The organism is Pollutimonas sp. M17 (assembly GCF_025836975.1).
Taxonomy (GTDB): Bacteria; Pseudomonadota; Gammaproteobacteria; order Burkholderiales; family Burkholderiaceae_B.
Map to the genome: position 1 here is coordinate 544,046 of NZ_CP107548.1, position 23,060 is coordinate 567,105.

Genomic DNA, 23,060 nt, shown 5'->3' on the forward strand with positions numbered 1-23,060 from the left:
GTGTTTATAAACTCGAATCGATACGGAAGGGACCAATCATGAAACTCATCAAGGCGGCTGCTCTGGGAGCCTCGCTGTTCTTTATCGCCGCGGCGTCTCACGCCGGCGAAACATTCGACGCCGTGAAGAAAAAGGGTTTTGTTCAGTGCGGCGTGCATACCGGCCTGCCTGGTTTTTCCATTGCCGACAGCAAGGGTCAATGGAGCGGTATCGACGTGGACGTCTGCCGCGGCATCGCGGCGATGATGTTCGGCGACGCCACCAAATACAAGACCACGCCCGTGACGACGCAGCAGCGCTTCACGGCATTGCAGTCGGGTGAAATCGACGTCCTGACCCGCAACACCACGGCAACCATGACCCGCGACACCACGCTGGGCCTCATGTCCCCCGGCATCAACTACTACGATAGCCAGGGCATCATGGTCAGCAAGAGCCTGGGCGTGAAAAGCGCCAAGGAACTGGGCGGCGCGGCCGTGTGCGTGCAGCCCGGCACCACCACCGAGCTCAACCTGGCCGACTGGTTCCGCGCCAACAAGCTGGAATTCAAGCCCGTCGTCATCAACAGCCCCGACGAAGCCATGCGCTCGTACGTAGCAGGCCGCTGCGATGCCTACACGACCGACAAGTCCGGCCTGGCCACCATCCGTTCCACGCTGGCCAACCCCGACGATCACATCATTCTGCCCGAGGACTTCTCCAAAGAGCCGCTGGGTCCCATGGTGCGCCAGGGCGACGACCCCTGGTTCATGGTGGTGCGCTGGACGCTCAACACCATGCTCGAGGCCGAAGAGTACGGCATCACCTCCAAGAACGTGGACGAAATGACCAAAAGCGCCAACCCCAACATCCAGCGCATCCTGGGCGTGACCGGCGAAATGGGCAAGGGCCTGGGCCTGGACAACAAATGGGCCTACAACATCATCAAGCAGGTCGGAAACTACGGCGAATCGTTCGAGCGCAACATCGGCATGAGCTCGGCCATGAAGCTGGAGCGCGGCCTGAACGCCCAATGGAAAGACGGCGGCCTGATGTACGGCTGGCCCATCCGCTAAGCCTGCAGGGCCGATAAGGTAGGAAGGCCGGAGGCTTGGCGCCTCCGGCCTTCAAGCAAAGGGGGCTGCGTCAGAGCCTCCAAACGATTTAACTTCTATGACGAATAAAAAACCTTTGTCCCGGTCTCCCAAGCGGCGTCTATCCTGGAACGACCCCGGCCTGCGGTCGCTTATCTACCAAGTGCTGGTGCTGGGCATAGTCGGGCTTGGCGTCTGGTACCTGGTCACAAACACCCTGCACAATCTTGCGGTGCGCAACATTTCCACGGGCTTCGGGTTTCTTGGCCGCGAGGCCGGCTTCGCCATTGGCGAGTCCATGGTCGACTACACGCCGGCGGACACCTACGGGCGCGCCATCTGGGTCGGTATCCTGAATACCTTGCGCGTATCGGTGGCCGGCATTATTGCCGCGACCCTGTTCGGCACGCTGCTGGGCATTGCCCGGCTTTCAAAGAACTGGCTGGTTTCCCGCGTGGCCAGCGCCTACATCGAGATCATGCGCAACATACCCTTGTTGCTGCAGCTGTTCTTCTGGTATGCCATCATCACCGAGATCATGCCGGGCCCCCGCGATGCGCTGCATCCGGTGCCGGGCGTCTTCATTTCCAACCGCGGCCTGAAACTGCCTTCCGTGCAGGGCGATGCGCTGGACTGGATCATGGCCGGACTGGCTCTGGCCATCGTCGCGATTGTCGTGCTGGGCCATTGGGCCAAGAAGCGCCAGGACGCCACCGGCAGCATCTTCCCGCTGGGCCGCGCGGCGGTGGCGCTGCTCATCGCCTTTCCCGTGGCGGGCTGGCTGATCAGCGGCGCGTCGCTGACGCTCGAAATGCCCGTCCTGAAGGGCTTCAACTTTTCCGGCGGCATAACCCTGTCGCCCGAATTCGCGGCACTGCTGGCCGGCCTCATCATCTATACGTCGGCATTCGTGGCCGAGGTCGTGCGCTCGGGCATACAGTCGGTCAACCGCGGCCAATGGGAGGCGGCCGAAGCCATAGGCCTGCCACGCTCGCGCCTGCTGCGCCTGGTCATATTGCCCCAGGCCCTGCGCGTCATCGTGCCGCCCATGACCAGCCAATACCTGAACCTGACCAAGAACAGTTCTCTTGCCGTCGCCATCGGCTACCCGGACATCGTGTCGGTGGTCAACACCACGCTCAATCAAACCGGCCAGGCCATCGAGGGCATTCTCATCATCATGGCGGCCTACCTGACCGTCAGCTTGTCGATTTCCGTATTCATGAACTGGTATAACAAGCGCATCGCGCTGGTGGAGCGCTAATGAGCACGCACACTCCGACCGCGTCCAGCCTGCCTCCGCCCCGCCTGCAGCAGGGAGCCATAGGGTGGATGCGCGCCAGCCTTTTTTCGTCTCCGCTCAATACCCTGCTTACGGTGCTGGTCGCCTGGCTCTTGCTGATGTCCATTCCGGCCATGGTCGAATGGCTGTTCATCCGGGCCAATTTCGACGCCACCAACGCGCAGGAGTGCCGTGCTTCGGGCGGCGCCTGCTGGGCCTTCATCGCCGAAAAGCACCGCCTGATCCTGTTCGGCGTCTATCCCTACGACGAACAGTGGCGGCCCCTGCTGGCCAGCGTCATTCTTGTCGCCGTCATCGTATGCAGCTGCATACGCTGGTTCTGGAAGCCCTTTTTGGGCCTGATCTGGATCGTGGCGCTGGTCGCCGTCGCGGTCCTGATGTGGGGCGGGGTATTCGGGCTCAGCTATGTCGAGAACGACCGCTGGGGCGGCCTGCCGCTGACGCTCATCCTGGCCACCTTCGGCATTGCCTTCGCATTTCCCTTCGGCCTGCTGCTGGCGCTGGGCAGGCGGTCGCACATGCCGGCCATCAAGGCCCTGTGCGTCGTCTACATCGAACTCATACGCGGTGTGCCCCTGATCAGCCTGCTGTTCATGTCGTCGGTCATGCTGCCGCTGTTCCTGCCGGAGGGCTTCAGCATCGACAAGCTCTTGCGTGCGCAGATAGCCATCATCCTGTTTGCCGCGGCGTACATCGCCGAAACGGTGCGCGGCGGTTTGCAGGCCATACCCAAGGGCCAGTACGAGGGCGCGGATTCCATCGGCCTGAGCTATTGGCAGCAGATGCGTAAAATCATATTGCCGCAGGCGCTGAAGGTGGTCATTCCGCCTCTGGTCGGCATTTTCATCGCCCTGTTCAAGGATACCTCGCTGGTCGTCATCATCGGCATCTTCGACCTGACGCAGGCGGCCAAGACGGCCGTGGCCGATGCCGCCTGGCGGGGCTTCAGCACCGAAGCCTACCTGTTCATCGCCTTCATCTATTTTATTTTCTGCTTTTCGATCTCCCGTTACAGCCAGTCGCTCGAGCGGCATTTGCAGACGGGACATCAACGCTGATCAACACGACGCCCGCGGCATCGCGGGCAGATACAAAGGAGTACAGACATGTCTGAGGCCATCATCCGCCTGGCAGATGTCAACAAGTGGTATGGGCAGTTCCATGTGCTGCGCAATATCAACCTGAATGTCGCGCCCAGCGAGCGCATCGTCATTTGCGGCCCCTCCGGATCGGGCAAGTCCACCATGATACGTTGCATCAATCGCCTGGAAGAGCATCAGCAGGGCAGCATCGTCGTCGACGGCACCGAACTTACCAACGACCTGAAGCAGATCGAAACCATACGCCGCGACGTCGGCATGGTGTTCCAGCATTTCAATCTTTTTCCCCACCTCACCGTGCTGGAGAACCTGACGCTGGGCCCGGTATGGGTGCTGAAGAAATCCAAGGCCGAGGCCGAGGCCACCGCCATGAAATACCTCGAGCGCGTGCGCATCCCGGACCAGGCGCTGAAGTATCCCGGCCAGTTGTCGGGCGGACAGCAGCAGCGCGTGGCCATCGCCCGGTCCTTGTGCATGAGCCCCAAGATCATGCTGTTCGACGAGCCCACTTCGGCGCTGGACCCCGAAATGGTCAAGGAGGTGCTGGATGTCATGGTGGGCCTGGCCGAGGAAAGCGGCATGACCATGCTCTGCGTTACCCACGAAATGGGTTTTGCGCGCAAAGTCGCCGACCGGGTCATTTTCATGGATCAGGGCGAAATCATCGAAGAAAACACGCCCGACGCGTTCTTCGACAACCCCCAGAACGAACGCACCAAACTTTTCCTCAGCCAGATACTGCACTAGCGCCCGCCGACGTCCGGAAAGCGGCCACTCCGGCGGCGGGATAAGCCGGCCCGCCTCTGTTGCGCAGGGCGGACACTTTTCTCGCATCAAAGGCATTATTCGTGTACGGTAATGCCTTCTTATTATTTATGACAAGGGATTACGTATGTTGTCCGGCCTTAAAACCATATCATCCGTTGCGGTTGCCGCCTGCTTCGCACTGACGGCCTTTGCGGCGCCCGCCGCGGCGGAAGACTTTCCGTCCAAACCCATCCAGTTCATCGTGCCGTATTCGGCGGGTGGCCCGCTCGATGGCATGGCGCGTTTGCTGGCCGAGAAGGTCAAGCCCGACCTGGGCACCATCGTCGTGGAGAACAAACCCGGCGCCGGCGGAAACATCGGCGCCAGCATCGCCGCCAAGGCCAAGCCGGACGGCTATACGCTGGTCATGGGCGCGGTCGCCATCAATGCCATCAATCCCTGGCTGTACGAGAAGCTGCCCTTTGATCCGGTAAAGAGCTTCGAGCCCGTAACGCTGGTTGCCTCGGTCCCCAACATCCTTATCGTGAACAATGAGTTCGCAACGGCCAACAAGATCAATTCGGTCAAGGATCTTGTCGCCTATGCCAAGAAGAATCCGAACATCCTGAATTTCGGCTCGGGCGGCAATGGCAGCGCCGGACACCTGGCGGGCGAACTGCTCAATGTGCGGGCCGACGTGAAGACGGTGCACGTGCCGTACGCCGGCGCGGCGCCCGCCAAGCTGGCCCTGCTGGCCGGCCAGATCAATTTCATGTTCGACAACCTGGCATCCGCCTCCAGCCTGATTACCGAAAACAAGGTCAAGGCCCTGGCGGTTACCACCACCGAGCGCTCCTCCGCCTTCCCGCAAGTGCCCACCATGCAGCAAGAGGGTATCCAGAACTTCGATCTGGGCACCTGGTTCGGCGTCTTCACGACGGGCGGCACGCCCAAGGCCGTCGTCGACAAGCTCAATGCCGCCTACGTCAAAGCCTTGCAGGATCCCGCCGTGCGCAAGAACCTGCTGACCATGGGCTCCGACGCCAAGCCGACGACGTCCGATGAGTTCGGCGAGCTGGTCAAGCACGACCTGGCCAAGTACAAGGAAATCGTCGAGGTTTCCGGCGCCAAGCTGTTCTAAGGCACCCGGGACAGCCGGCGCATTCCAGCGCCGGTGGCGACACGGCAAAACCCCCGCAGGTGCTGCGCCTGCGGGGGTTTTGTTTTGCCAATGTCAACAAAGGTCAAAAAGTCCCTCCTGATCCAAACTGTAACACCCTGGCCGATACGCGCTTGCTAGCATTAGCGGCGACAGCTTTGGCGCTGCCAACACATGGAACAAGGAGAATGACATGAAGATATCTATGCGAGCCGGTCGGGTTGCCGCCTGCATCGGGGCCGTCGCGATGGTGGCCGGATGCGCCAACATGAACGATATGGGCACGGGCGGCAAGACCGCCGTCGGAGCGGGCGCGGGCGCCGCGGTGGGTGCCGGGCTGGGCGCCCTGATTGGCGACAGCAGCAAGGCGGCGGCCATCGGCGCCGGCATCGGCGCGGTTGCGGGCGGCATCGCCGGCTACAACTGGTCGGGCGTGAAGAATGACGTCGAGAAATCAGGTGCCAGCAGCCTGGGCGTGGACGTGACCGAGATGCCGGACGGCACGCTCCGGGTCAACATACCCAGCAATGTGTCCTTCGACACCGGCAAGTATGCCTTGAAGCCGGCCTTGCTGCCGGTGTTGGACAGCGTTGCGCGCGCCTTGGTGCAGCATCCCGAGCTGCGGGCCAAATCCATCGGCTATACCGACAGCACGGGCTCGGCGGCCACCAACCAGACGCTGTCGGTCAATCGGGCCCGGGCGGTTGCGAACTATCTGACGGACAAAGGCGTGCCGGTGGGCAACCTGACGGCCGAGGGCAGGGGGCCGCAGAACCCCATAGGCGATAATGCGACGGCCGAAGGCCGGGCGATGAACCGCCGTGTTGAGCTGTACCTGTACGCAGTGAAGCAGCCATGATGCTCGACGCTTGACCTGCGGCGGGCCGGCGCGAGGCGGCAGCGCCGTCCGCCGGCCGGCGTCCTTCCCGGACAATGACAATGACAACGGCTCGGGAAGGGCGCAAGCCGTGCCTGCTCGGCATCAGGAGCGGGCGGGCTTTTCCTGGAAAGACCTGATCATGCTGGCCAGCGTGGCCTCGACGATGCTGCGGTCTTCGTGGGACAGCGCCCAATAGACGTCCGGTGAAATAGTCGTGAATGGCCACAGTCCTTGCCGCCCGGCCTGAGCGGGATCGGCAAGCTGGTATGTCGAATGTGTTGCGTCTTCAGCTTGGCCCGTTTCCATCGGACCTATGCCCTGGGCCAGCCAGGCGGGGTTGACCCGCAGCGCTTCCGCCAGCCGGAATATTCCCTTCGCCGTCTGGCGCGTCTTGTTTTCGTAATTGGCAATGGCGCCCTGCGACAGGCCGCAGGCCCGCGCAAGCGCGGATTGGCTCATTCCGCGCAGGATACGGGCTCGACGAAGGCGATCGGCAAAATGGTCGTTCACGTTTGTGATTGAACGATTTAACTCAATCACATTGGTAATAATGCCGATTACAAACGTGATTCTTTAATGTAAATTAAAGTAAAAAAATATTCATAAAATTAAATGCTTTTCAGAGTATGGGCGCAAAATGCGCCTATAGATCAGGCGTTCGATCCAAACTGGGGCGGAGGTCTCAATGATTGCCTTTTTCCTTCTCACCGCATGAGGCTCGATCCCGTCGTCATGCTGTTCGCCCCCAAGGCGGAAGGCCCCGCAGGTCGCCAGCGGGCAAACCGGGCCGCCGAGCTTCGCGCCCATGGCTTCGACGTCTTGCGCTGCAACGATATGCCGGAGCTCTACCGTGTGGCGCAGGCCCGGTTCTCTCCCGATCGCCTGGCCATGGTGGTGCTGGACGGCACACACGATGAAAACTGCGCCGCCGCAGCCAGCTTCAGGGCCTTGCATTCAGGCGCCGGCATCGTGTCCATGGTCGAGCCCGACAGCGAGACAGCGGTAATCCAGGCATTGCAGGTGGGGGCCGACAACTGCTGCCCGCAAACGGGGTCCACCCGCTTGCTGGTCGCCATGCTGCTGCGTCTGTTTCACAGGGCGGGAAACTTCCAGGCGCCGCTCGCCCCGCAACCCGACGGCGACGCGCGGCCCGAAACCTGGAGCCTGCAGGAACAGGGATGGGTGCTGGTTACGCCGCAAGGCCTGCGCATCGGCCTGACCACCGGCGAACGCGCCTTTCTTTCGACACTGCTCGCCATGCCCGACCTGCGCGCCACGCACACGCAACTCATCGACGCCATCAATGCCAGCCATGCGCTGGACGACCCCCAGGCCAACCAGGGCCGGTTGGGTGTGCTGGTCAGCCGCCTGCGCCGCAAGTTCACCGACAACGGTATCGATATACCGCTCAAGTCGGTGCACAACTGGGGCTATATGTTTACCGGTCCGGTATAGCGCGTGGCGTCAAGACCGGTGCCCGAGCCCGAACCATAGCGCCGCACCGACAAGTCATCGCTGCGTATGGCGGTGGGCCGTCCCGAAACAATGTCGGCCAGCAACTGGCCGCTGCCGCAGGCCATGGTCCAGCCCAGCGTGCCGTGGCCGGTGTTCAGGAACAGGTTGGGCAGCGCGGTGGCGCCCACAATAGGGGTGCTGTCCGGGGTCTTCGGACGCAATCCCGTCCAGAACGACAGATCCCCCTTGGCGTAGCTGTCCGGGAAGAGATCGTCAAGCACCATCTGCAACGTACGCCGGCGCCTGTCGTCCAGGGTCTTGTCGAAGCCAACGATCTCGGCCATGCCGCCCACGCGTATGCGCTGGTCGAAACGGGTGATGGCGATCTTGTAGGTTTCATCCAGCAGGGTCGATGCCGGAGCATAGTCCTCGCGGGCCACCGGCACGGTAATCGAATAGCCCTTCAGCGGATACACCGGCAGCTTCACGACGTTCTTGAGCAGCCGCGTGGACCAAGCGCCCAAGGCCATCACATAGGCGTCCGCGGCAAGAAGCCGGTCCGCGCACTGTACGCCCGCGACCCTGCCGCCGGCCAGCGCGATGCGCTGGATGTCGATGCCGTAGCGAAACTCCACGCCCAGCTTCTGCGCCTCGGCCGCCAGGCGGGTGGTGAACAACCGGCAATCGCCTGTTTCGTCGTTGGGCAAGCGTAGCCCGCCCGCCAGCTTCTCTTCGCTGCGTGCCAGGGCGGGTTCCGCCTGGTGAAGTTCCTTCCGGCCGAGCAACTGATAATCGATACCGGCCTCGCGCAGCACTTCGATGTCCTGTCCGACGCTATCGAGCTGCTGCTGGCTGCGGAACAGCTGCAGGGTACCCCGGCTGCGCCCTTCGTACTGGATGCCGATCTCCTGGCGCAAGGATTCCAGGCAGGCGCGGCTGTAGGACGACAGCCTGACCATGCGTTCCTTGTTGACGGCGTAGCGGCCGGCATTGCAGTTGCGCCACATCTGGTAGAGCCATTGCAGCTGGAACAGCGTGCCATCCGGCCGTATGGTCAGCGGAGGATGCTGGGCGAACATCCACTTGATGGCCTTGAGCGGCACACCGGGCGCCGCCCAGGGGGAGGAATAGCCATAGGAAATCTGACCCGCGTTGGCGAAGCTGGTTTCGAGCGCGGGGCCGGCATGGCGCTCGAGCACGGTCACTTCATGCCCCTGGCGTGCGAGGTAATAGGCGCTGGCGACTCCGATGGCGCCGGCTCCCAGAACAATGATTTTCATTTGATCCCAAATTTGAGCTCTAATTTCTAGGATGATAGGCGAGCTTCACCAGGGATTTTTTCTGAAGAAATCATGTTTGCATTAATTTTTCCTGAAAAGAACTTGAACCCGCCGCTTTTCAGCAATAATCGCTGTTACGGCAAAAAGGGCCCCAAAAGCGCCATGCGCCGGGAAGATTTCAAGGAAAAAAGGCGATGCGCATACAGCGAACCCCCACTTTTGCACTCGACAAGCTTGACCGGCATATTCTGGATCTATTGCAGAACGATGGCCGCATGTCGATGACGGAGTTGGCTGAGCGGGTGGGCTTGACGGTGACGCCATGCATAGACAGGGTAAAGCGCCTGGAACGGGATGGCGTCATTACCGGCTATTACGCCCGGGTCGCTCCGTCCGCGCTGGATGCGGGCCTGCTGGTGTTCGTGGAGATTTCCATGTCCAGCAAATCGGACCGGACCTTCGATGATTTTCGCCGCGAGATCCTTTGCATTCCCCAGGTTCAGGAGTGCCATCTGGTGTCCGGCGATTTCGACTATCTGGTCAAGGCGCGCATCAAGGAGATCGGGCAGTACCGCAGCCTGCTGGGCGACATCCTCTTGCGCCTGCCGGGCGTCACGCAGACCAAAAGCTGCGTCGTCATGGAGGAAGTGAAGGAAACCCTGTTCATTGCCGCTCAGAAATAGCGGCCGGCTCGGGATCCAGGGCGGCCGCCCGGACAAAGACCATGTTGTCGCGGTGCATGAGTTCAGGATCCGACATGCTGCCCAGTATGTCGGCGATGCGGCTGCTGGGCTGGCGCATGATGCGACGGGTGTCGGAGGCTGAATAATTGATCAGGCCCCGCCCGCATTCCACGCCATGCTGGTCCACGCAGGCGACGACGTCGCCGCGTTCGAACTCGCCCTCGACGGCGATCACGCCGATGGCGAGCAGGCTTTTATGCCCCTGCATCAGGGCGCGCACGGCGCCGGCGTCCAGGGTGATGCGGCCTCGCAGGCGCAGATGGTTGGCCAGCCAGCGCTGCCGCGCGGAACGCACGGGCAGGATGGCGCGCAGCTCGGTGCCTATGGATTCGCCCTGTGCCAGCCGCAGCAGGACATCCGCTTCGCGGCCCGAAGCGATCACGGTATGGCCGCCGCTGTTCGCGGCACGCTTGGCCGCCAGCACCTTGGTGAGCATGCCGCCGGTGCCGATGCTGCTGCCCGATCCGCCCGCCATGGCTTCCAGGGCGGGATCGCCGGCGCGGCCCACGGAGATGAAGCGGGCGTCGGGGTGCTTGCGCGGGTCGGCGCTGTACAGCCCGGACTGATCCGTAAGAATGACCAGGGCTTCCGCCTCGATCAGGTTGGTGACCAGCGCGCCCAGGGTGTCGTTGTCGCCCAGGCGGATTTCATCGGTGACCACGGTGTCGTTCTCATTGACAATGGGCACGACGCCCAGGCCCAGCAAGGTATACAGGGTGCTGCGCGCATTCAGGTAGCGCCGCCGGTCGGCCAGGTCTTCATGGGTAAGCAGGATCTGGGCGGTGCGTATGCCGTGGCGGGCGAAGGCCACTTCGTAGGCTTGTATCAGGCCCATCTGGCCGACGGCGGCCGCGGCCTGCAGTTCGTGCATGGCGTTGGGCCGGCGCGGCCAGCCCAGCCGGGCCATGCCTTCGGCGATGGCGCCGCTGGATACCAGCACCATCTGCTTGCCTTGCGCGTGCAGGCTGGCGATCTGCGCCGCCCACTGCGCGACGGCGCCTTCGTCTATGCCCTTGCCCTCGTTGGTGACAAGCGAGGATCCGACCTTGACGACCAGGCGCTTGGCATGGGAAACGGCGGACGGCGAAAGTTGGGTGGCGGTCATGAAGCGAAAGGCAAAAAGTGGATTCAGCTTGCGTCGGAACGCGTGTCGTCGAAACGGGGATCTTCGGCCACGTAGCTGCCGTCGGCCTTGTCCTGGGCAATATTGGCCTTCTCGCGTTCGGCATCCAGCCATTCCTGGAGGTGCCAGGCCAGTTCCTGCGTGCCCTCGCCGGTCAGCGCCGAGATGCTGAACACCGGGCCGGTCCAGCCCAGCGCTTCGCACAGCTGCTGCTTGACCTGCTCGGGATCGGGAACCATGTCCAGCTTGTTCAGGACCAGCCAGCGCGGCTTCTCGTACAGGGCGGCGTCGTACAGACGCAGTTCCTCGACGATGGCCCGGGCGTCTTTGGCGGCCTGCCCGATCAGGTCGGCGTCGGGGTCGGGCGACGACACGTCGACCAGGTGCAGCAGCACGCGGGTGCGCGACAGGTGGCGCAGGAACAGATGGCCCAGTCCCGCGCCTTCGGAGGCGCCTTCGATCAGGCCCGGAATATCGGCGATGACGAAGCTGTGCGAAGGCGAGGTGCGCACCACGCCCAGATTGGGATGCAGGGTGGTGAAGGGGTAGTCGGCGACCTTGGGACGGGCATTGGACACCTTGCTGATCAGGGTCGACTTGCCGGCGTTGGGCAAGCCCAGCAGGCCGACGTCGGCCAGCACCTTGAGTTCCAGGCGCAGCTTGCGCTGTTCGCCTTCCTTGCCAGGCGTGGATTGGCGCGGGGCGCGATTCGTGCTGGACTTGAAGTGCAGATTGCCCAGGCCGCCCGATCCGCCGGCCGCCAGGGTGACTTTTTCGTTGTGGCGATCCAGGTCGAACAGTTGTTCGCCGGTCTCGGCGTCCAGGATGGTGGTGCCCACCGGAACGCGCAGGGTGATGTCGGGGGCGGCTGCGCCGTACTGGTCGGAGCCGCGGCCGTTCTCGCCGTTCTTGGCGCGATGCAGGCGTGCATAGCGGAAGTCGATCAGGGTGTTGATGTTGCGGTCGGCGATGGCATAGATGCTGCCGCCGCGTCCGCCATCGCCGCCATCGGGCCCGCCCTTGGGAATGAATTTTTCGCGGCGAAAGCTCGCCGCGCCATTGCCGCCTTTGCCGGCAATGACTTCGATGGTTGCTTCGTCTACGAATTTCATGGTTTTGCGCTTAGAAAAGGGCGCGCGCCCTGGACGCGCTATTGTAGTTCGTATTTTACGGACGGATGCCGGCGCGAGGCCGGACGGGACGTCGCGATGCGGCGGACGATGCCGGCGTCGCCGCTATCGCCCGGGCCTGAAACAAAAAGCCCCGCCTTGACGGCAGGGCTTTTCAGGGTCTGCGAGCCGCTGATTATTCGGCGGCAATGACCGAGACGGTGCGTTTGTTCAGTGCGCCCTTGATGGCGAACTGGACCTTGCCGTCGACCAGCGAGAACAGCGTGTGGTCCTTGCCGATGCCAACGTTGACGCCGGGGTGGAACTGGGTGCCGCGCTGGCGAACGATGATGGAACCCGCCGAGATCTGCTGGCCGCCATAGGTTTTCACACCAAGTCGTTTCGATTCCGAGTCGCGACCGTTACGCGTAGAGCCGCCGCCTTTTTTCTGTGCCATGTTTAGCTCCTGCTATACAAAACCGTTGAATGCATCGTTAGGCCGAAATGGCTTCGATACGGAGTTCGGTGTAGTTTTGACGATGGCCCTGGCGCTTCTGGTAGTGCTTGCGCCGGCGCATCTTGAAAATCTTTACCTTGTCGTGGCGGCCTTGCGCAAGAACGGTAGCCTTGACCACAGCGCCGGTAACCAAAGGCGCGCCAATCTTCAATTGATCGCCTTCGCCAACCGATAACACCTGGTCTAGCGTGATTTCTTGCCCAATGTCTGCCGGTATCTGTTCTATCTTTAGTTTTTGACCTGCAGCAACACGATACTGTTTGCCGCCGGTTTTTATGACCGCGTACATGTGGGAATTCCTGAAAGTTTTAAATTTACATACCCTTGGCCAAATGCCAAGCTCATGATTCTAGCCTGAGGCATCTGGCCAAGTCAAGTTGCGTCGTGAAAATGACGCATTAAGTCAAGGGCTTACCCGTTTACGAGCGGTAATCCGCATTGATGCTGACGTATTCATGCGAGAAATCGCAGGTATACACCGTGTCGGCCGCCGTGCCGCGGCCCAGGGCGATGCGAACGACGATCTCGGCTTCCTTCATGACGCGCTGGCCGTCTTCTTCCTTGTAGTCGGGGTGGCGCTCGCCCTGGCTGGCCACCAGCACGTCGCCCAGCCACAGCCGGGTGGTCCTGACGTCCAGGTCGTCGATGCCCGCGTAGCCGATGGCGCACAGGATGCGGCCCAGATTGGGGTCGGAGGCGAAAAAGGCGGTCTTGACCAGGGGCGACTGCGCCACGGCGTAAGCCACTTTCAGGGCTTCTTCGCCGGACCTGGCCTGCTCCACCTGTATGGTCATGAACTTGGTCGCGCCTTCCGCGTCGCGGACGATCTTCTGTGCCAGTTCGGCGGCGGCATCGGCCAGCGCTTGATACAGCGGCGCATAAAGGGGGTCGGAGGCGGAATCGACCCGGACGCCGCTTTGGCCCGTGGCCATGATGATGAAGGAATCGTTGGTCGAGGTGTCGCCGTCGACGGTAATGCGGTTGAAGGAGCGGTCGGCGATGCCGCGCGCCATGTCCTTGAGCAGTTCGGGGGCGATGCCGGCGTCGGTCGCCAGGTAGCCCAGCATGGTCGCCATATTGGGCCGTATCATGCCGGCGCCCTTGCTGATGCCGGTCAGGGTGACGGTGGCGTTGCCCAGCGCCACCCGCCTGGAGACGATCTTGGGCTGGGTGTCGGTGGTCATGATGCTGTGGGCCGCCGCGAACCAGTTGCCGGCGGACAGATTGTCCACGGCGGCCGGCAGGGCGGCGACCAGGCGGTCCAGCGGCAGGGGCTCGAGGATGACTCCGGTGGAAAAGGGCAGCACTTGCTGCGCCTCCAGGCCGAGCAGGTCCGCCAGCGCCACGCAGGTCTGCTCGGCGGCTTGCAGGCCGCTGGGGCCTGTGCCGGCATTGGCGTTGCCCGTGTTGACGACCAGGGCGCGTATGCCACGCCCGCCCGCCAGATGCGCTTCGCAAACCTGCACCGGCGCCGCCCGGAAGCGGTTGCGCGTGAAGACCCCGGCAACGCTGCTGCCCTCTGCCAGGCGGAACACGGTCAGGTCGCGCCGGTTGGCCTTGCGTATGCCGGCCTCGGCAATGCCGATTTCTACGCCCGCGACGGGGAAAATGCTGGATTCCGGTGGGATGTACAGGTTTACGGCCATGGCTGTGCTCGGCAAGGGATGCGGGAACGAGTAATTCTATCGCAGCATTCAGTTCCGGTTCGGTGACTGGGGGCGGATCTGCAGCTTCAATTCGCCCAGTGCGTCGAAAAGGGTGTTCCGGCTTTTCTCGGACAGGCCGCCGAAGATGGATTGGACCCATTCTTCGTGCGCCTGCGCCATCTTGCGGAAGCTGCGCTTGCCCTTGCCGGTAAGTTTGATCAGCGAGCTGCGCCGGTCGGTGGCCACCTTGACGCGTTCGACCAGGCCTTCTTTTTCGAGCTGGTCGGTAATCCCCGTGATATTGCCGTTGGTGACCATCATGTGGCGCGAAAGCTCGCTCATTTTCATTCCGGCCGGCGTGCGCAGCAGCTGCGCCATCAGGTCGAAGCGCGGCAGAGTGGTCTCGTATTCCGTGCGCAGGCGGCCGCGGATCTCGCTTTCGATCAGGTTGCAGCAGGTCAGCATGCGCAGCCATAGCCGCAGATCGCGATGGTCTTCGGGAACGGTGCGGCTTTCCAGGTCGGGCGTGTCGGGCATGGCTTCTTTACAGGAAAAATGGCGCGTCAAATGGCAGGTTGTTGCGGGACATCGGGGCCGAAGCCGGGATATTTTAATCTTCAATCACATGGCAGTGGTAAATTCCGCAGTGCGGCCGCAAGCGGGAAGTTTATCCAGTTGCCTCGGCCCCGTCTTTGATATGCCGCAGTTTGTCGGATAACAATTGCTGGAGACCTGAACCATGTTCGAGAAGTATTTTGGCAGTAGCTATGCGGACGCGCGCGCCCGCTTCCTGGCGGCCGCGCGCCGGCGGCAATGCAGCCTGGAATCGCATGTGAACCCGGCGGGCCCGGGCGCCCAGGGCGAGGAGCTGGCGATGGACACGGCTTACTTCGGCGCCGCCGACGCCCGCGCCGTACTGGTGCTGACATCGGCCATGCATGGGGAGGAGGGCTACTGCGGTTCGGGATGCCAGGTGGCGCTTCTGGACGACCAGGCCTTGCTGGACAAGGCCCAGGCCGCCGGCATAGGCATCCTGCTGATCCATGCGGTCAATGCCTATGGTTTTTCATGGGGCCATCGCACCAATGAAGACAACATCGACCTGAACCGTAATTTCTGCGACTTCAGCAAGCCCCTGCCCGCGAATCCGCACTACGGCCGCCTGCATGATCTCCTGGTTCCGCAAAGCTGGCCGCCCTCGGCGGAGAACGAGGCCGCCATCCAGGCGTTCAGGGACACCGAAGGCGAACAGGCCTATCGCGAAGGCGTGATGCTGGGGCAATACAGCCATCCGGAGGGCCTGTTCTATGGCGGCAGGGAAGCCAGCTGGAGCAATCGCATCCTGCGCCAGGTGCTGGCGCGGTACGGCCGGAACCGCGACCGCATGGTCTGGATCGACTATCACACCGGCCTGGGGCCTTATGGGCACGCCGAGAAGATCTTCGTGCAGAAGGGACGCCCGGAATATCTGCGGGCAAAATCCTGGTGGGGCAGCGATGTGGTCAGCGTCACCGATCCCGACTCGAGCACGGTGGACATCGTCGGAACCGGCTTGCAGGCGCTGCTGGAAGAATGCGGCCACGTTCCCGAGCTGACCTTCATGGCGCTGGAATACGGCACCGTGCCCATGAACGAGGTCTTCATGGCCTTGCGCGGGGATCGCTGGCTGGCCGGCCGCGACGACGTCGATGCGGCCCGGCGCAGTGCCATGAAGGCGGCGCACCGGGCGGCCTTCTATCCGGATCACGACGATTGGCGCGGCGCCGTGGTGGCGCAGTCCCGGGTGAACCTGCTGCAGGCCATCTACGGCCTGTCGGGCGAGAGCGCCTGATCGGCAACCCTCGGCGAGCCCCGGCCGTCCGCAAGCAAGGCGCAGCCCTGCGAGGGCTGCAGAAATTTCTTGCGGGCGTTTTTTTTTGGCTATATAGTTTAAGCTTAAACTAATAATGCCGGGTGGCGGTATCGAGGCCCTGGCGGAGACCGATTCGGAGCAACCATGAAAATCGCATGCATAGGCGGAGGGCCGGCGGGGCTGTATTTCGGTTTGCTGATGAAGCTGGCCGATGCCGGGCACGAGGTCGCCGTCATAGAGCGCAACCGCCCTTACGACACCTTCGGGTGGGGCGTGGTGTTTTCCGATGCCACGCTGGACAACCTGAAAGAGGCCGACCCCGTTTCGGCGGAGCAGATCAGCGCCGCGTTCAATCACTGGGACGACATCGAAATCCACTACAAGGGCCAAAGCATGCGCAGCAGCGGCCATGGCTTCATCGGCATAGGCCGAAAGAAGCTGCTCAATATCCTGCAGGCCCGCTGCGAGGAACTGGGCGTGAACCTGGTGTTCGAAACCGATGTCGGCGATGACCAGGCCATTGCCGAGAAATACCAGGCCGACCTGGTGATCGCCGCCGATGGCCTGAACAGCCGGGTGCGCACCCGCTACGCAGCCACTTATAAGCCCGACATCGATACCCGCCTGTGCCGCTTCGTCTGGCTGGGCACCGAACAGACCTTCGACGCGTTCACCTTCGCCTTCGTGCAGACCGAGCACGGCTGGTTCCAGGCGCATGCCTATCAGTTCGAGCCGGGCATGTCCACCTTCATCGTCGAAACGCTGGATGAAACCTGGAAGGCGGCCGGGCTCGATGCCATGACCCAGGAAGACGGCATCGCCTATTGCGAAAAGCTGTTCGCGCCCTGGCTGGGCGGGCATGCCCTGGTTTCGAATGCGGGCCACCTGCGCGGGTCGGCCATCTGGATACGGTTCCCGCGCGTCATCTGCGACACCTGGATACACGAGCAGGCGCTGCCCGGCGGACGCAGCGTTCCCGTGGTGCTGATGGGCGACGCCGCGCATACGGCGCACTTTTCCATCGGTTCGGGCACCAAGCTGGCGCTGGAAGACGCCATCGAGCTGCACCGGTCCATACTCTCGCACGGCGGCGACTTGCGGGCGGCGCTGCGCCACTACCAGGACGTGCGCAGCATCGAGGTGCTGAAGATACAGAACGCGGCACGCAATTCGACGGAATGGTTCGAGAACGTTGCGCGCTACGCGGGCTTCGAGCCCAGGCAGTTCGCCTATTCGCTGTTGACGCGATCGCAACGCATATCCCATGAGAACCTGCGCCTGCGCGATGCCCAATGGCTGGAGGGCTATGAGCACTGGCTGGCCGGCAAGGCCGGACTGAATGCGAATGGCGCGGGGCATCCGGTTCCGCCCATGCTCACGCCCTACAAGGCACGCGGCGTCACATTGAAGAATCGCATCGTCGTCTCGCCCATGGCGATGTACTCCAGCGTGGACGGCGTGCCGGGCGACTTCCATCTGGTGCACCTGGGCGGGCGCGCCATGGGCGGTGCGGGGCTGGTCATGGTCGAAATGACCTGCGTATCGCCACAGGCCCGAATAACCCCGGGGTGCCCGGGCCTTTGGACGGATGAACAGATGCAGGCGTTCAGGCGCATCGTGGATTTCGTCCATCGGAACAGCGACGCGCGCATCGGCATACAGCTGGGGCATGCGGGCCGCAAGGGGTCCACCCGCGTCAGTTGGGAAGGCACCGACATGCCGCTGCCCGAAGGCAACTGGCCGCTGGTGTCCGCATCGGCACTGCCGTATATAGCGGGGGTATCGCAGGTGCCCCAGGCCATGACGCGCGAGCAGATGGACGCGGTCCGCGACCAGTTCGCGGCGGCGGCCCGCCGCGCGGCCCAGGCGGGCTTCGATTGGCTGGAACTGCATTGCGCCCACGGCTACCTGCTTTCCAGCTTCATTTCGCCGCTGACCAACCAGCGCGACGATGAATATGGCGGCTCTCTGGACAACCGCCTGCGCTATCCGCTGGAAGTCTTCGACGCCGTAAGGGCGGCATGGCCCGAGGATCTGCCGATGTCGGTGCGGATCTCGGCGCACGACTGGGTCGATGGCGGGATCACGGCCGACGACGCCATACAGATCGCCTTGCGTTTCAAGCAGGCCGGCGCCGACATGCTGGACTGCTCCTCGGGGCAGGTCAGCAAGGCGGAGCAGCCGGTATACGGACGCATGTACCAGACTCCGTTCTCGGACCGCATCCGCAATGAAGCGGGCGTGCCGACGATAGCGGTGGGCGCGATCTTCGAGGCCGACCACGTCAACAGCATCATCGCGTCCGGGCGCGCCGACCTATGCGCGCTGGCGCGGCCCCACCTTGCCGATGCCGCCTGGACCCTGCGCGAGTCCGCGCGCATCGGCTACACCGATGTCAGCTGGCCGCGCCAGTACTTTCCCGCCAAGCGGCAACTGGAAACCAACTTCGAACGGGCGGCCGCCTACGCGCAGCCGTTGGCAAAATGAAATCAGCTCAACCATTGAACGGGCGGCATGCCCTGGTCACCGGCGGGTCGCGCGGAATAGGCTTTGCCGTCGCGCAGCAGCTGGCCGGCCTTGGCGCCCGCATAACCCTTATGGGACGGGATGCCGCCGCGCTGGACGAGGCGGCCGGCCGCCTTTCCGGACAGGCGCGCGTGGGCTTCGTGCGTGGCGACATCGCGCAGCGCGGCCAGGTCCTGCAGGCCTTCGCGCAGGCCAGGGAGGCCTTCGGCTCCATAGACATCCTGGTCAACAACGCGGGCCAGGCGGAAAGCCAGCGTTTCGACCGTGTCGATGAAGAAACATGGCAGCGCATGATCGCCGTCAATCTAAGCGGGACCTTCCACTGCATGCAGGCCGCGCTGCCCGACATGCTGGAACGCAAATGGGGCCGCATCGTCAATGTCGCCAGCACGGCGGGCCTGATCGGCTACGCCTATGTCAGCGCCTACTGCGCCGCCAAGCACGGCGTGATCGGCTTGACCCGGGCGCTGGCCCTTGAGGTCGCCCGCAAGGGAATCACGGTCAACGCGGTGTGCCCGGGCTACACCGAAACCGACATCGTCCATGGCGCCGTCGAGAACATCGTAAACAGGACGGGCGTGTCGCCCGACCAGGCCCGGGCCACGCTGGCCGAGCGCAATCCGCAGGGCAGGCTGGTACAGCCCGACGAGGTGGCCCGCGCCGTGGCGTGGCTATGCCTGCCGGACGCCGGGTCCATCAACGGGCAAGCCATCCCCGTGGACGGCGGCGAGGTCATGGCGGGTTGATCGCCGCCGGCCGGCGGCGGCTTGCCTTTTAGCGTTAACAGGCCCTAGGGGAAAAAGGAAACAGCATGCGGGAAACAGAACACACCATGGCGGGACACAAGCGTCCCTGTGCGGGCTACCAGGCCAGGAACTTCCTGTGGACCGCCTCGGAGGACGGCAAGGTGGCCACCATCACCCTGAACCGACCGGAACGCAAGAACCCCCTGACCTTCGATTCCTATGCCGAACTGCGCGACCTGTTCCGGGCGCTCGTCTACGCCACCGACATCAAGACCGTCGTCGTAACGGGCGCGGGCGGGAACTTCTGCTCCGGCGGCGACGTGCATGAAATCATCGGCCCGCTGACGCAAATGAGCGCGCCCGAACTGCTGGACTTCACCCGCATGACGGGCGACCTGGTCAAGGCCATGCGGGCCTGCCCTGCGCCTGTCATCTCGGCCGTGGACGGCATCTGCGCCGGCGCGGGGGCCATGATCGCCCTGGCTTCCGACCTGCGGCTGGGAACGCCGCAGGCGCGCACCGCCTTTCTGTTCACGCGCGTGGGCCTGGCGGGCGCCGACATGGGCGCCTGCACGCTTTTGCCGCGCATGATAGGGCAGGGGCGCGCGTCGGAGCTGCTGTACACCGGCCGCTCCATGAGCGCGCAAGAAGGGGTTGAATGGGGCTTCTTCAACAGCCTGCACGAATCCGGCCAGGTGCTGGACGCGGCGCAGGCGCTGGCGCGCCAGTTGGCGGACGGGCCCACTTTTGCGCATGGCATGACCAAGAAGCTGCTGCACCAGGAGTGGAACATGGGCGTGGACGAAGCCATCGAGGCCGAGGCGCAGGCCCAGGCCATCTGCATGCAGACCCGCGATTTCCGCCGCGCCTACGATGCCTTCGTGGCCAAGCGCAAGCCTGTGTTCGAGGGTGATTGAATGAGCGATATGAGCTGGCTCGACTGGCCTTTCTTCGACGCCCGCCACCAGCAACTGGCCTCGGGCCTGGAGAGCTGGTGCCGGGAGGGCCTGCAAGACATCGACCATGCGGACACCGATGCGGCCTGCCGCGGGCTGGTCGCGCAGCTGGGCCAGACCGGCTGGCTGCGATTTGCCGTGCCGCAAGGGCCGGAAGGCGCCTGGGGAGGGCGCTGGCCGGAAATCGATTCACGGTCTTTGTGCATACTGCGGGAAACGCTGGCCCGCCATGACGGCCTGGCCGACTTCGCCTTCGCCATGCAGGGTCTGGGCAGCGGCGCCATTTCACTTGCGGGCAGCGAGGCCCTGCGCCGCCGCTATCTGCCCGAGGTCGCCGCCGGCCGCGCCATTGCCGCTTTTGCGCTATCGGAACCGGAGGCGGGGTCGGACGTTGCCGCCATGTCGTGCTCCGCGGTTCAAGAGGGCGAAGACTATATCCTGAATGGCGAGAAAACCTGGATATCGAATGGCGGCATCGCCGACTTCTATTGCGTCTTCGCCCGGACCGGCGAGGCGCCGGGCGCGCGCGGCATCAGCGCGTTCGTGGTCGACGCGGACGCCCCCGGCCTGAACATCTCGGGGCGCATCGATGTCATTGCACCCCATCCGCTGGCGACCTTGCGCTTCGAGGATTGCCGTGTAAAGGCCGGCAACAGGCTGGGCGCGGCGGGGCAGGGATTCAAGATCGCCATGATGACCCTGGATATCTTCCGGGCATCGGTGGCGGCGGCGGCCCTGGGCTTTGCCCGCCGCGCCCTGGACGAGGCGGTGGCGCGCGCCAAGTCGCGGCGCATGTTCGGCCAGGCCCTGGCCGATCTGCAACTGACTCAGGCGGCGCTGGGCGACATGGCCTGCGAAATCGATGCCGCCGCCTTGCTGACCTACCGCGCGGCCTGGCTGCGCGACGTCAAGGGCGTGCGCACCACGCGTGAGGCGGCCATGGCCAAGATGGCGGCGACCGAGTCTGCGCAACGCGTCATCGACCGCGCCGTCCAGATGTTCGGCGGCGCGGGGGTGGTGTCGGGCGCGCCCGTCGAAAAACTGTACCGGGAGATCCGGGCGCTGCGCATCTATGAAGGCGCCACCGAGGTTCAGAAGCTGATCATCGCAAGGGAGCTGCTGAAGGGCGGCTAGGTTCCGGCGCGCTGCAAGCGACGCCGGCGCATGCACAAGAAGACAGGAGACGACAATGGAAGCATCCGCTCACATCGATACCTTTGCGCGGGATCATCTTCCGCCGCCCCGGGAATGGCCCGAGCTGCTGCTGGATGGCAACCCCGACGTGGCCTATCCGGCGCGGTTCAATTGCGCCTGCGTCCTGGTCGACGACCTGGTGGAGCAGGGGCATGGCGAACGCGTGGCCCTGCGCTGGCGCGAGGGCGCGGAACAGCGCGCGATGAGCTACCGCGAACTGATGGCGCTGACCAACCGCATTGCGCATGTACTGGTGGACGACATGGGCCTGCAGCCCGGCAACCGGGTTCTGCTGCGCGGGCCGAACAACCCCATGATGGCCGCGTGCTGGCTTGCCGCCGTCAAGGCGGGGCTGGTGACGGTCCCCACCATGCCCTTGCTGCGGGCCGTCGAATTGCAGAAAGTCATCAGCAAGGCGAAGGTCCAGGCGGTTCTGTGCGACGAGCGCCTGTGCGCCGAGATCATGCACTGCGCCGACCCGGCCCACCCCAGCCATTGCCCCGACCTGCGCCAGATACGCTATTTCCATAAGGACGGCCCCGAGGGCATCGAGGCGCTGGCCGCCGGCAAGCCCGCCGATTTCACGCCTTGCGACACCGCCGGCGACGATATCTGCCTGATTGCGTTTACCAGCGGCACCACGGGCAAGCCCAAGGGCTGCATGCATTTTCATCGCGACGTGCTGGCCATGTGCGACACCTTCTCGCGCCACACGCTGGGCATGCGCGCCCAGGACATCGTCTGCGGCACGCCGCCCCTGGCTTTCACCTTCGGCCTGGGAGGGCTGCTGTGCTTCCCGCTGCGCGTCGGCGCCTCCACGGTGCTGAGCGAAAGGCTGACGCCCGACGAGCTGCTGCAGACGGTGCAGGATTTCGGCGCCACCATGACCTTCACCGCGCCAACCTTCTATCGCCAGATGGCGGGCCAGGCGGGGAAGTACGATCTTTCCTCGCTCAAGAATTCGGTGTCGGCGGGCGAGGCCCTGCCCGATGCGACGCGGCAGCTCTGGAAGCAATGCACAGGCATCGAAATGATAGACGGCATCGGCGGCACGGAGATGATCCATGTGTACGTGTCGAGCTCCGGCAGCCAGGTGCGCGCCGGCGCCATCGGCAAGGCGGTGCCCGGCTACGTGGCCCGGGTGGTCGATGAGGATCTGCGGCCCGTGGCCAGCGGCGTGGCCGGCCGGCTGGCGGTGAAAGGCCCGACGGGCTGCCGCTATCTGGACGACGAGCGCCAGCGCGTCTTCGTTCAGCAGGGTTGGAACCTGCCCGGCGATACCTTCATCATGGACGACGACGGCTACCTGTATTACCAGGCGCGCAATGACGACATGATCATTTCCGCAGGCTACAACATCGCGGGCCCCGAGGTCGAAGGGACTTTGCTGCGGCACGAGGCCGTGGCCGAATGCGGCGTGGTGGGCCAGCCCGATGCCGAGCGCGGCAATATCGTCAAGGCCTATGTGGTGCTCAAGCCCGGCTTCGTGGGCGATGCCGCCATGGTCAAGGCCTTGCAGGAGCACGTCAAGGCCGCCATCGCGCCCTATAAGTATCCCCGGTCCATTGAGTTCATGGATAGCCTGCCCCGGACCGAAACCGGCAAATTGCAGCGCTTCGTCCTGCGCAACAGATCAACCCAATAAGGAAAA

The 23,060-nt window shown here is 63.7% G+C and carries 21 protein-coding genes and 2 pseudogenes; 15 read left to right on the plus strand and 8 right to left on the minus strand.

The genetic code is table 11. From position 1 onward, the window contains the following. The first annotated feature begins 38 nt into the window (after window positions 1–38). The 7 genes and pseudogenes from OEG81_RS02585 (at window position 39) to OEG81_RS02610 (ending at window position 6,241) form a co-directional block, all read left to right on the plus strand. The gene (locus tag OEG81_RS02585; RefSeq protein ID WP_264131161.1) at window positions 39–1,055 is read left to right on the plus strand and encodes an amino acid ABC transporter substrate-binding protein; all 1,017 of its coding nucleotides are present in this window, start codon (window positions 39–41) and stop codon (window positions 1,053–1,055) included. A 316-nt stretch (window positions 1,056–1,371) separates the two neighbouring features. Next, a pseudogene (locus tag OEG81_RS18120) lies at window positions 1,372–1,596 on the plus strand (ABC transporter permease subunit); the annotation flags it as partial. Window positions 1,597–1,944: 348 nt separating this feature from the next. Then, window positions 1,945–2,337, plus strand: a pseudogene (locus OEG81_RS18125) (ABC transporter permease subunit); the annotation flags it as partial. Beyond that, on the plus strand, window positions 2,337–3,434 hold the full coding sequence (locus OEG81_RS02595) for an amino acid ABC transporter permease (RefSeq protein WP_264131163.1): 1,098 nt from the start codon (window positions 2,337–2,339) through the stop codon (window positions 3,432–3,434). The pseudogene OEG81_RS18125 and the gene OEG81_RS02595, both read left to right, overlap by 1 nt. A 48-nt stretch (window positions 3,435–3,482) precedes the next feature. Then, window positions 3,483–4,223 (plus strand): amino acid ABC transporter ATP-binding protein, encoded by a 741-nt coding sequence (locus OEG81_RS02600; protein WP_264131164.1) that lies wholly within the window; start codon window positions 3,483–3,485, stop codon window positions 4,221–4,223. 145 nt (window positions 4,224–4,368) lie between these two features. Further along, the gene (locus tag OEG81_RS02605; protein WP_264131165.1) at window positions 4,369–5,364 is read left to right on the plus strand and encodes a Bug family tripartite tricarboxylate transporter substrate binding protein; all 996 of its coding nucleotides are present in this window, start codon (window positions 4,369–4,371) and stop codon (window positions 5,362–5,364) included. 211 nt (window positions 5,365–5,575) lie between these two features. Then, window positions 5,576–6,241: an OmpA family protein gene (locus tag OEG81_RS02610; RefSeq protein ID WP_412034097.1), complete on the plus strand. Its 666-nt coding sequence runs from the start codon at window positions 5,576–5,578 to the stop codon at window positions 6,239–6,241. A 123-nt stretch (window positions 6,242–6,364) separates the two neighbouring features. On the opposite strand, the gene OEG81_RS02615 is transcribed toward OEG81_RS02610, so the two are convergent. Further along, window positions 6,365–6,802: a helix-turn-helix transcriptional regulator gene (locus OEG81_RS02615; RefSeq protein WP_317135363.1), complete on the minus strand. Its 438-nt coding sequence runs from the start codon at window positions 6,800–6,802 to the stop codon at window positions 6,365–6,367. Window positions 6,803–6,973: 171 nt separating this feature from the next. Between OEG81_RS02615 and OEG81_RS02620 the strand changes: the two genes are divergently transcribed. Further along, on the plus strand, window positions 6,974–7,717 hold the full coding sequence (locus OEG81_RS02620; protein WP_264131167.1) for a hypothetical protein: 744 nt from the start codon (window positions 6,974–6,976) through the stop codon (window positions 7,715–7,717). Here OEG81_RS02620 and OEG81_RS02625 read toward each other — a convergent pair. Then, on the minus strand, window positions 7,693–8,997 hold the full coding sequence (locus OEG81_RS02625) for a D-amino acid dehydrogenase (protein ID WP_264131168.1): 1,305 nt from the start codon (window positions 8,995–8,997) through the stop codon (window positions 7,693–7,695). The genes OEG81_RS02620 and OEG81_RS02625 overlap by 25 nt on opposite strands. 194 nt (window positions 8,998–9,191) lie before the next feature. Here OEG81_RS02625 and OEG81_RS02630 point away from each other — a divergent pair, with 194 nt between their 5' ends. Next, a complete protein-coding gene (locus OEG81_RS02630) occupies window positions 9,192–9,680 on the plus strand; it encodes an Lrp/AsnC ligand binding domain-containing protein (RefSeq protein ID WP_264131169.1) in 489 nt (162 codons plus the stop codon). Here the strand turns inward: OEG81_RS02630 and proB are convergent. The 6 genes from proB to OEG81_RS02660 form a co-directional block, all read right to left on the minus strand. Further along, window positions 9,661–10,845, minus strand: a complete 1,185-nt coding sequence (proB, locus tag OEG81_RS02635) for a glutamate 5-kinase (protein WP_264131170.1) — start codon at window positions 10,843–10,845, stop codon at window positions 9,661–9,663. The genes OEG81_RS02630 and proB overlap by 20 nt on opposite strands. 23 nt (window positions 10,846–10,868) lie before the next feature. Next, window positions 10,869–11,975 (minus strand): GTPase ObgE, encoded by a 1,107-nt coding sequence (gene obgE, locus OEG81_RS02640; protein WP_264131171.1) that lies wholly within the window; start codon window positions 11,973–11,975, stop codon window positions 10,869–10,871. A gap of 193 nt (window positions 11,976–12,168) precedes the next feature. After that, on the minus strand, window positions 12,169–12,429 hold the full coding sequence (gene rpmA, locus OEG81_RS02645) for a 50S ribosomal protein L27 (protein ID WP_264131172.1): 261 nt from the start codon (window positions 12,427–12,429) through the stop codon (window positions 12,169–12,171). Between the two features lie 37 nt (window positions 12,430–12,466). After that, window positions 12,467–12,778, minus strand: coding sequence for a 50S ribosomal protein L21 (gene rplU, locus OEG81_RS02650; RefSeq protein ID WP_264131173.1), 312 nt, complete (start codon window positions 12,776–12,778; stop codon window positions 12,467–12,469). A 130-nt stretch (window positions 12,779–12,908) separates the two neighbouring features. Beyond that, window positions 12,909–14,135, minus strand: a complete 1,227-nt coding sequence (argJ, locus tag OEG81_RS02655; protein ID WP_264131174.1) for a bifunctional glutamate N-acetyltransferase/amino-acid acetyltransferase ArgJ — start codon at window positions 14,133–14,135, stop codon at window positions 12,909–12,911. 48 nt (window positions 14,136–14,183) lie between these two features. Next, a complete protein-coding gene (locus tag OEG81_RS02660) occupies window positions 14,184–14,672 on the minus strand; it encodes a MarR family winged helix-turn-helix transcriptional regulator (protein WP_264131175.1) in 489 nt (162 codons plus the stop codon). Between the two features lie 202 nt (window positions 14,673–14,874). On the opposite strand from OEG81_RS02660, the gene OEG81_RS02665 reads away from it, so the two are divergent. The 6 genes from OEG81_RS02665 (at window position 14,875) to OEG81_RS02690 (ending at window position 23,054) form a co-directional block, all read left to right on the plus strand. Then, window positions 14,875–15,966, plus strand: coding sequence for a M14 family metallopeptidase (locus OEG81_RS02665; protein WP_264131176.1), 1,092 nt, complete (start codon window positions 14,875–14,877; stop codon window positions 15,964–15,966). A gap of 165 nt (window positions 15,967–16,131) precedes the next feature. Beyond that, window positions 16,132–18,474, plus strand: coding sequence for a bifunctional salicylyl-CoA 5-hydroxylase/oxidoreductase (locus tag OEG81_RS02670; RefSeq protein WP_264131177.1), 2,343 nt, complete (start codon window positions 16,132–16,134; stop codon window positions 18,472–18,474). Continuing rightward, entirely contained in the window at window positions 18,471–19,259 is a 789-nt protein-coding gene (locus OEG81_RS02675; protein WP_264131178.1) for an SDR family NAD(P)-dependent oxidoreductase, read from the plus strand. Before OEG81_RS02670 ends, OEG81_RS02675 begins: the two co-directional genes overlap by 4 nt. A gap of 65 nt (window positions 19,260–19,324) precedes the next feature. Beyond that, complete coding sequence (locus OEG81_RS02680) at window positions 19,325–20,176, plus strand: enoyl-CoA hydratase family protein (RefSeq protein WP_264131179.1); 852 nt, start codon at window positions 19,325–19,327, stop codon at window positions 20,174–20,176. Continuing rightward, window positions 20,177–21,349, plus strand: a complete 1,173-nt coding sequence (locus OEG81_RS02685; protein WP_264131180.1) for an acyl-CoA dehydrogenase family protein — start codon at window positions 20,177–20,179, stop codon at window positions 21,347–21,349. Window positions 21,350–21,404: 55 nt separating this feature from the next. Continuing rightward, window positions 21,405–23,054, plus strand: a complete 1,650-nt coding sequence (locus OEG81_RS02690) for an AMP-binding protein (RefSeq protein ID WP_264131181.1) — start codon at window positions 21,405–21,407, stop codon at window positions 23,052–23,054. The last annotated feature ends 6 nt before the right edge of the window (window positions 23,055–23,060 follow it).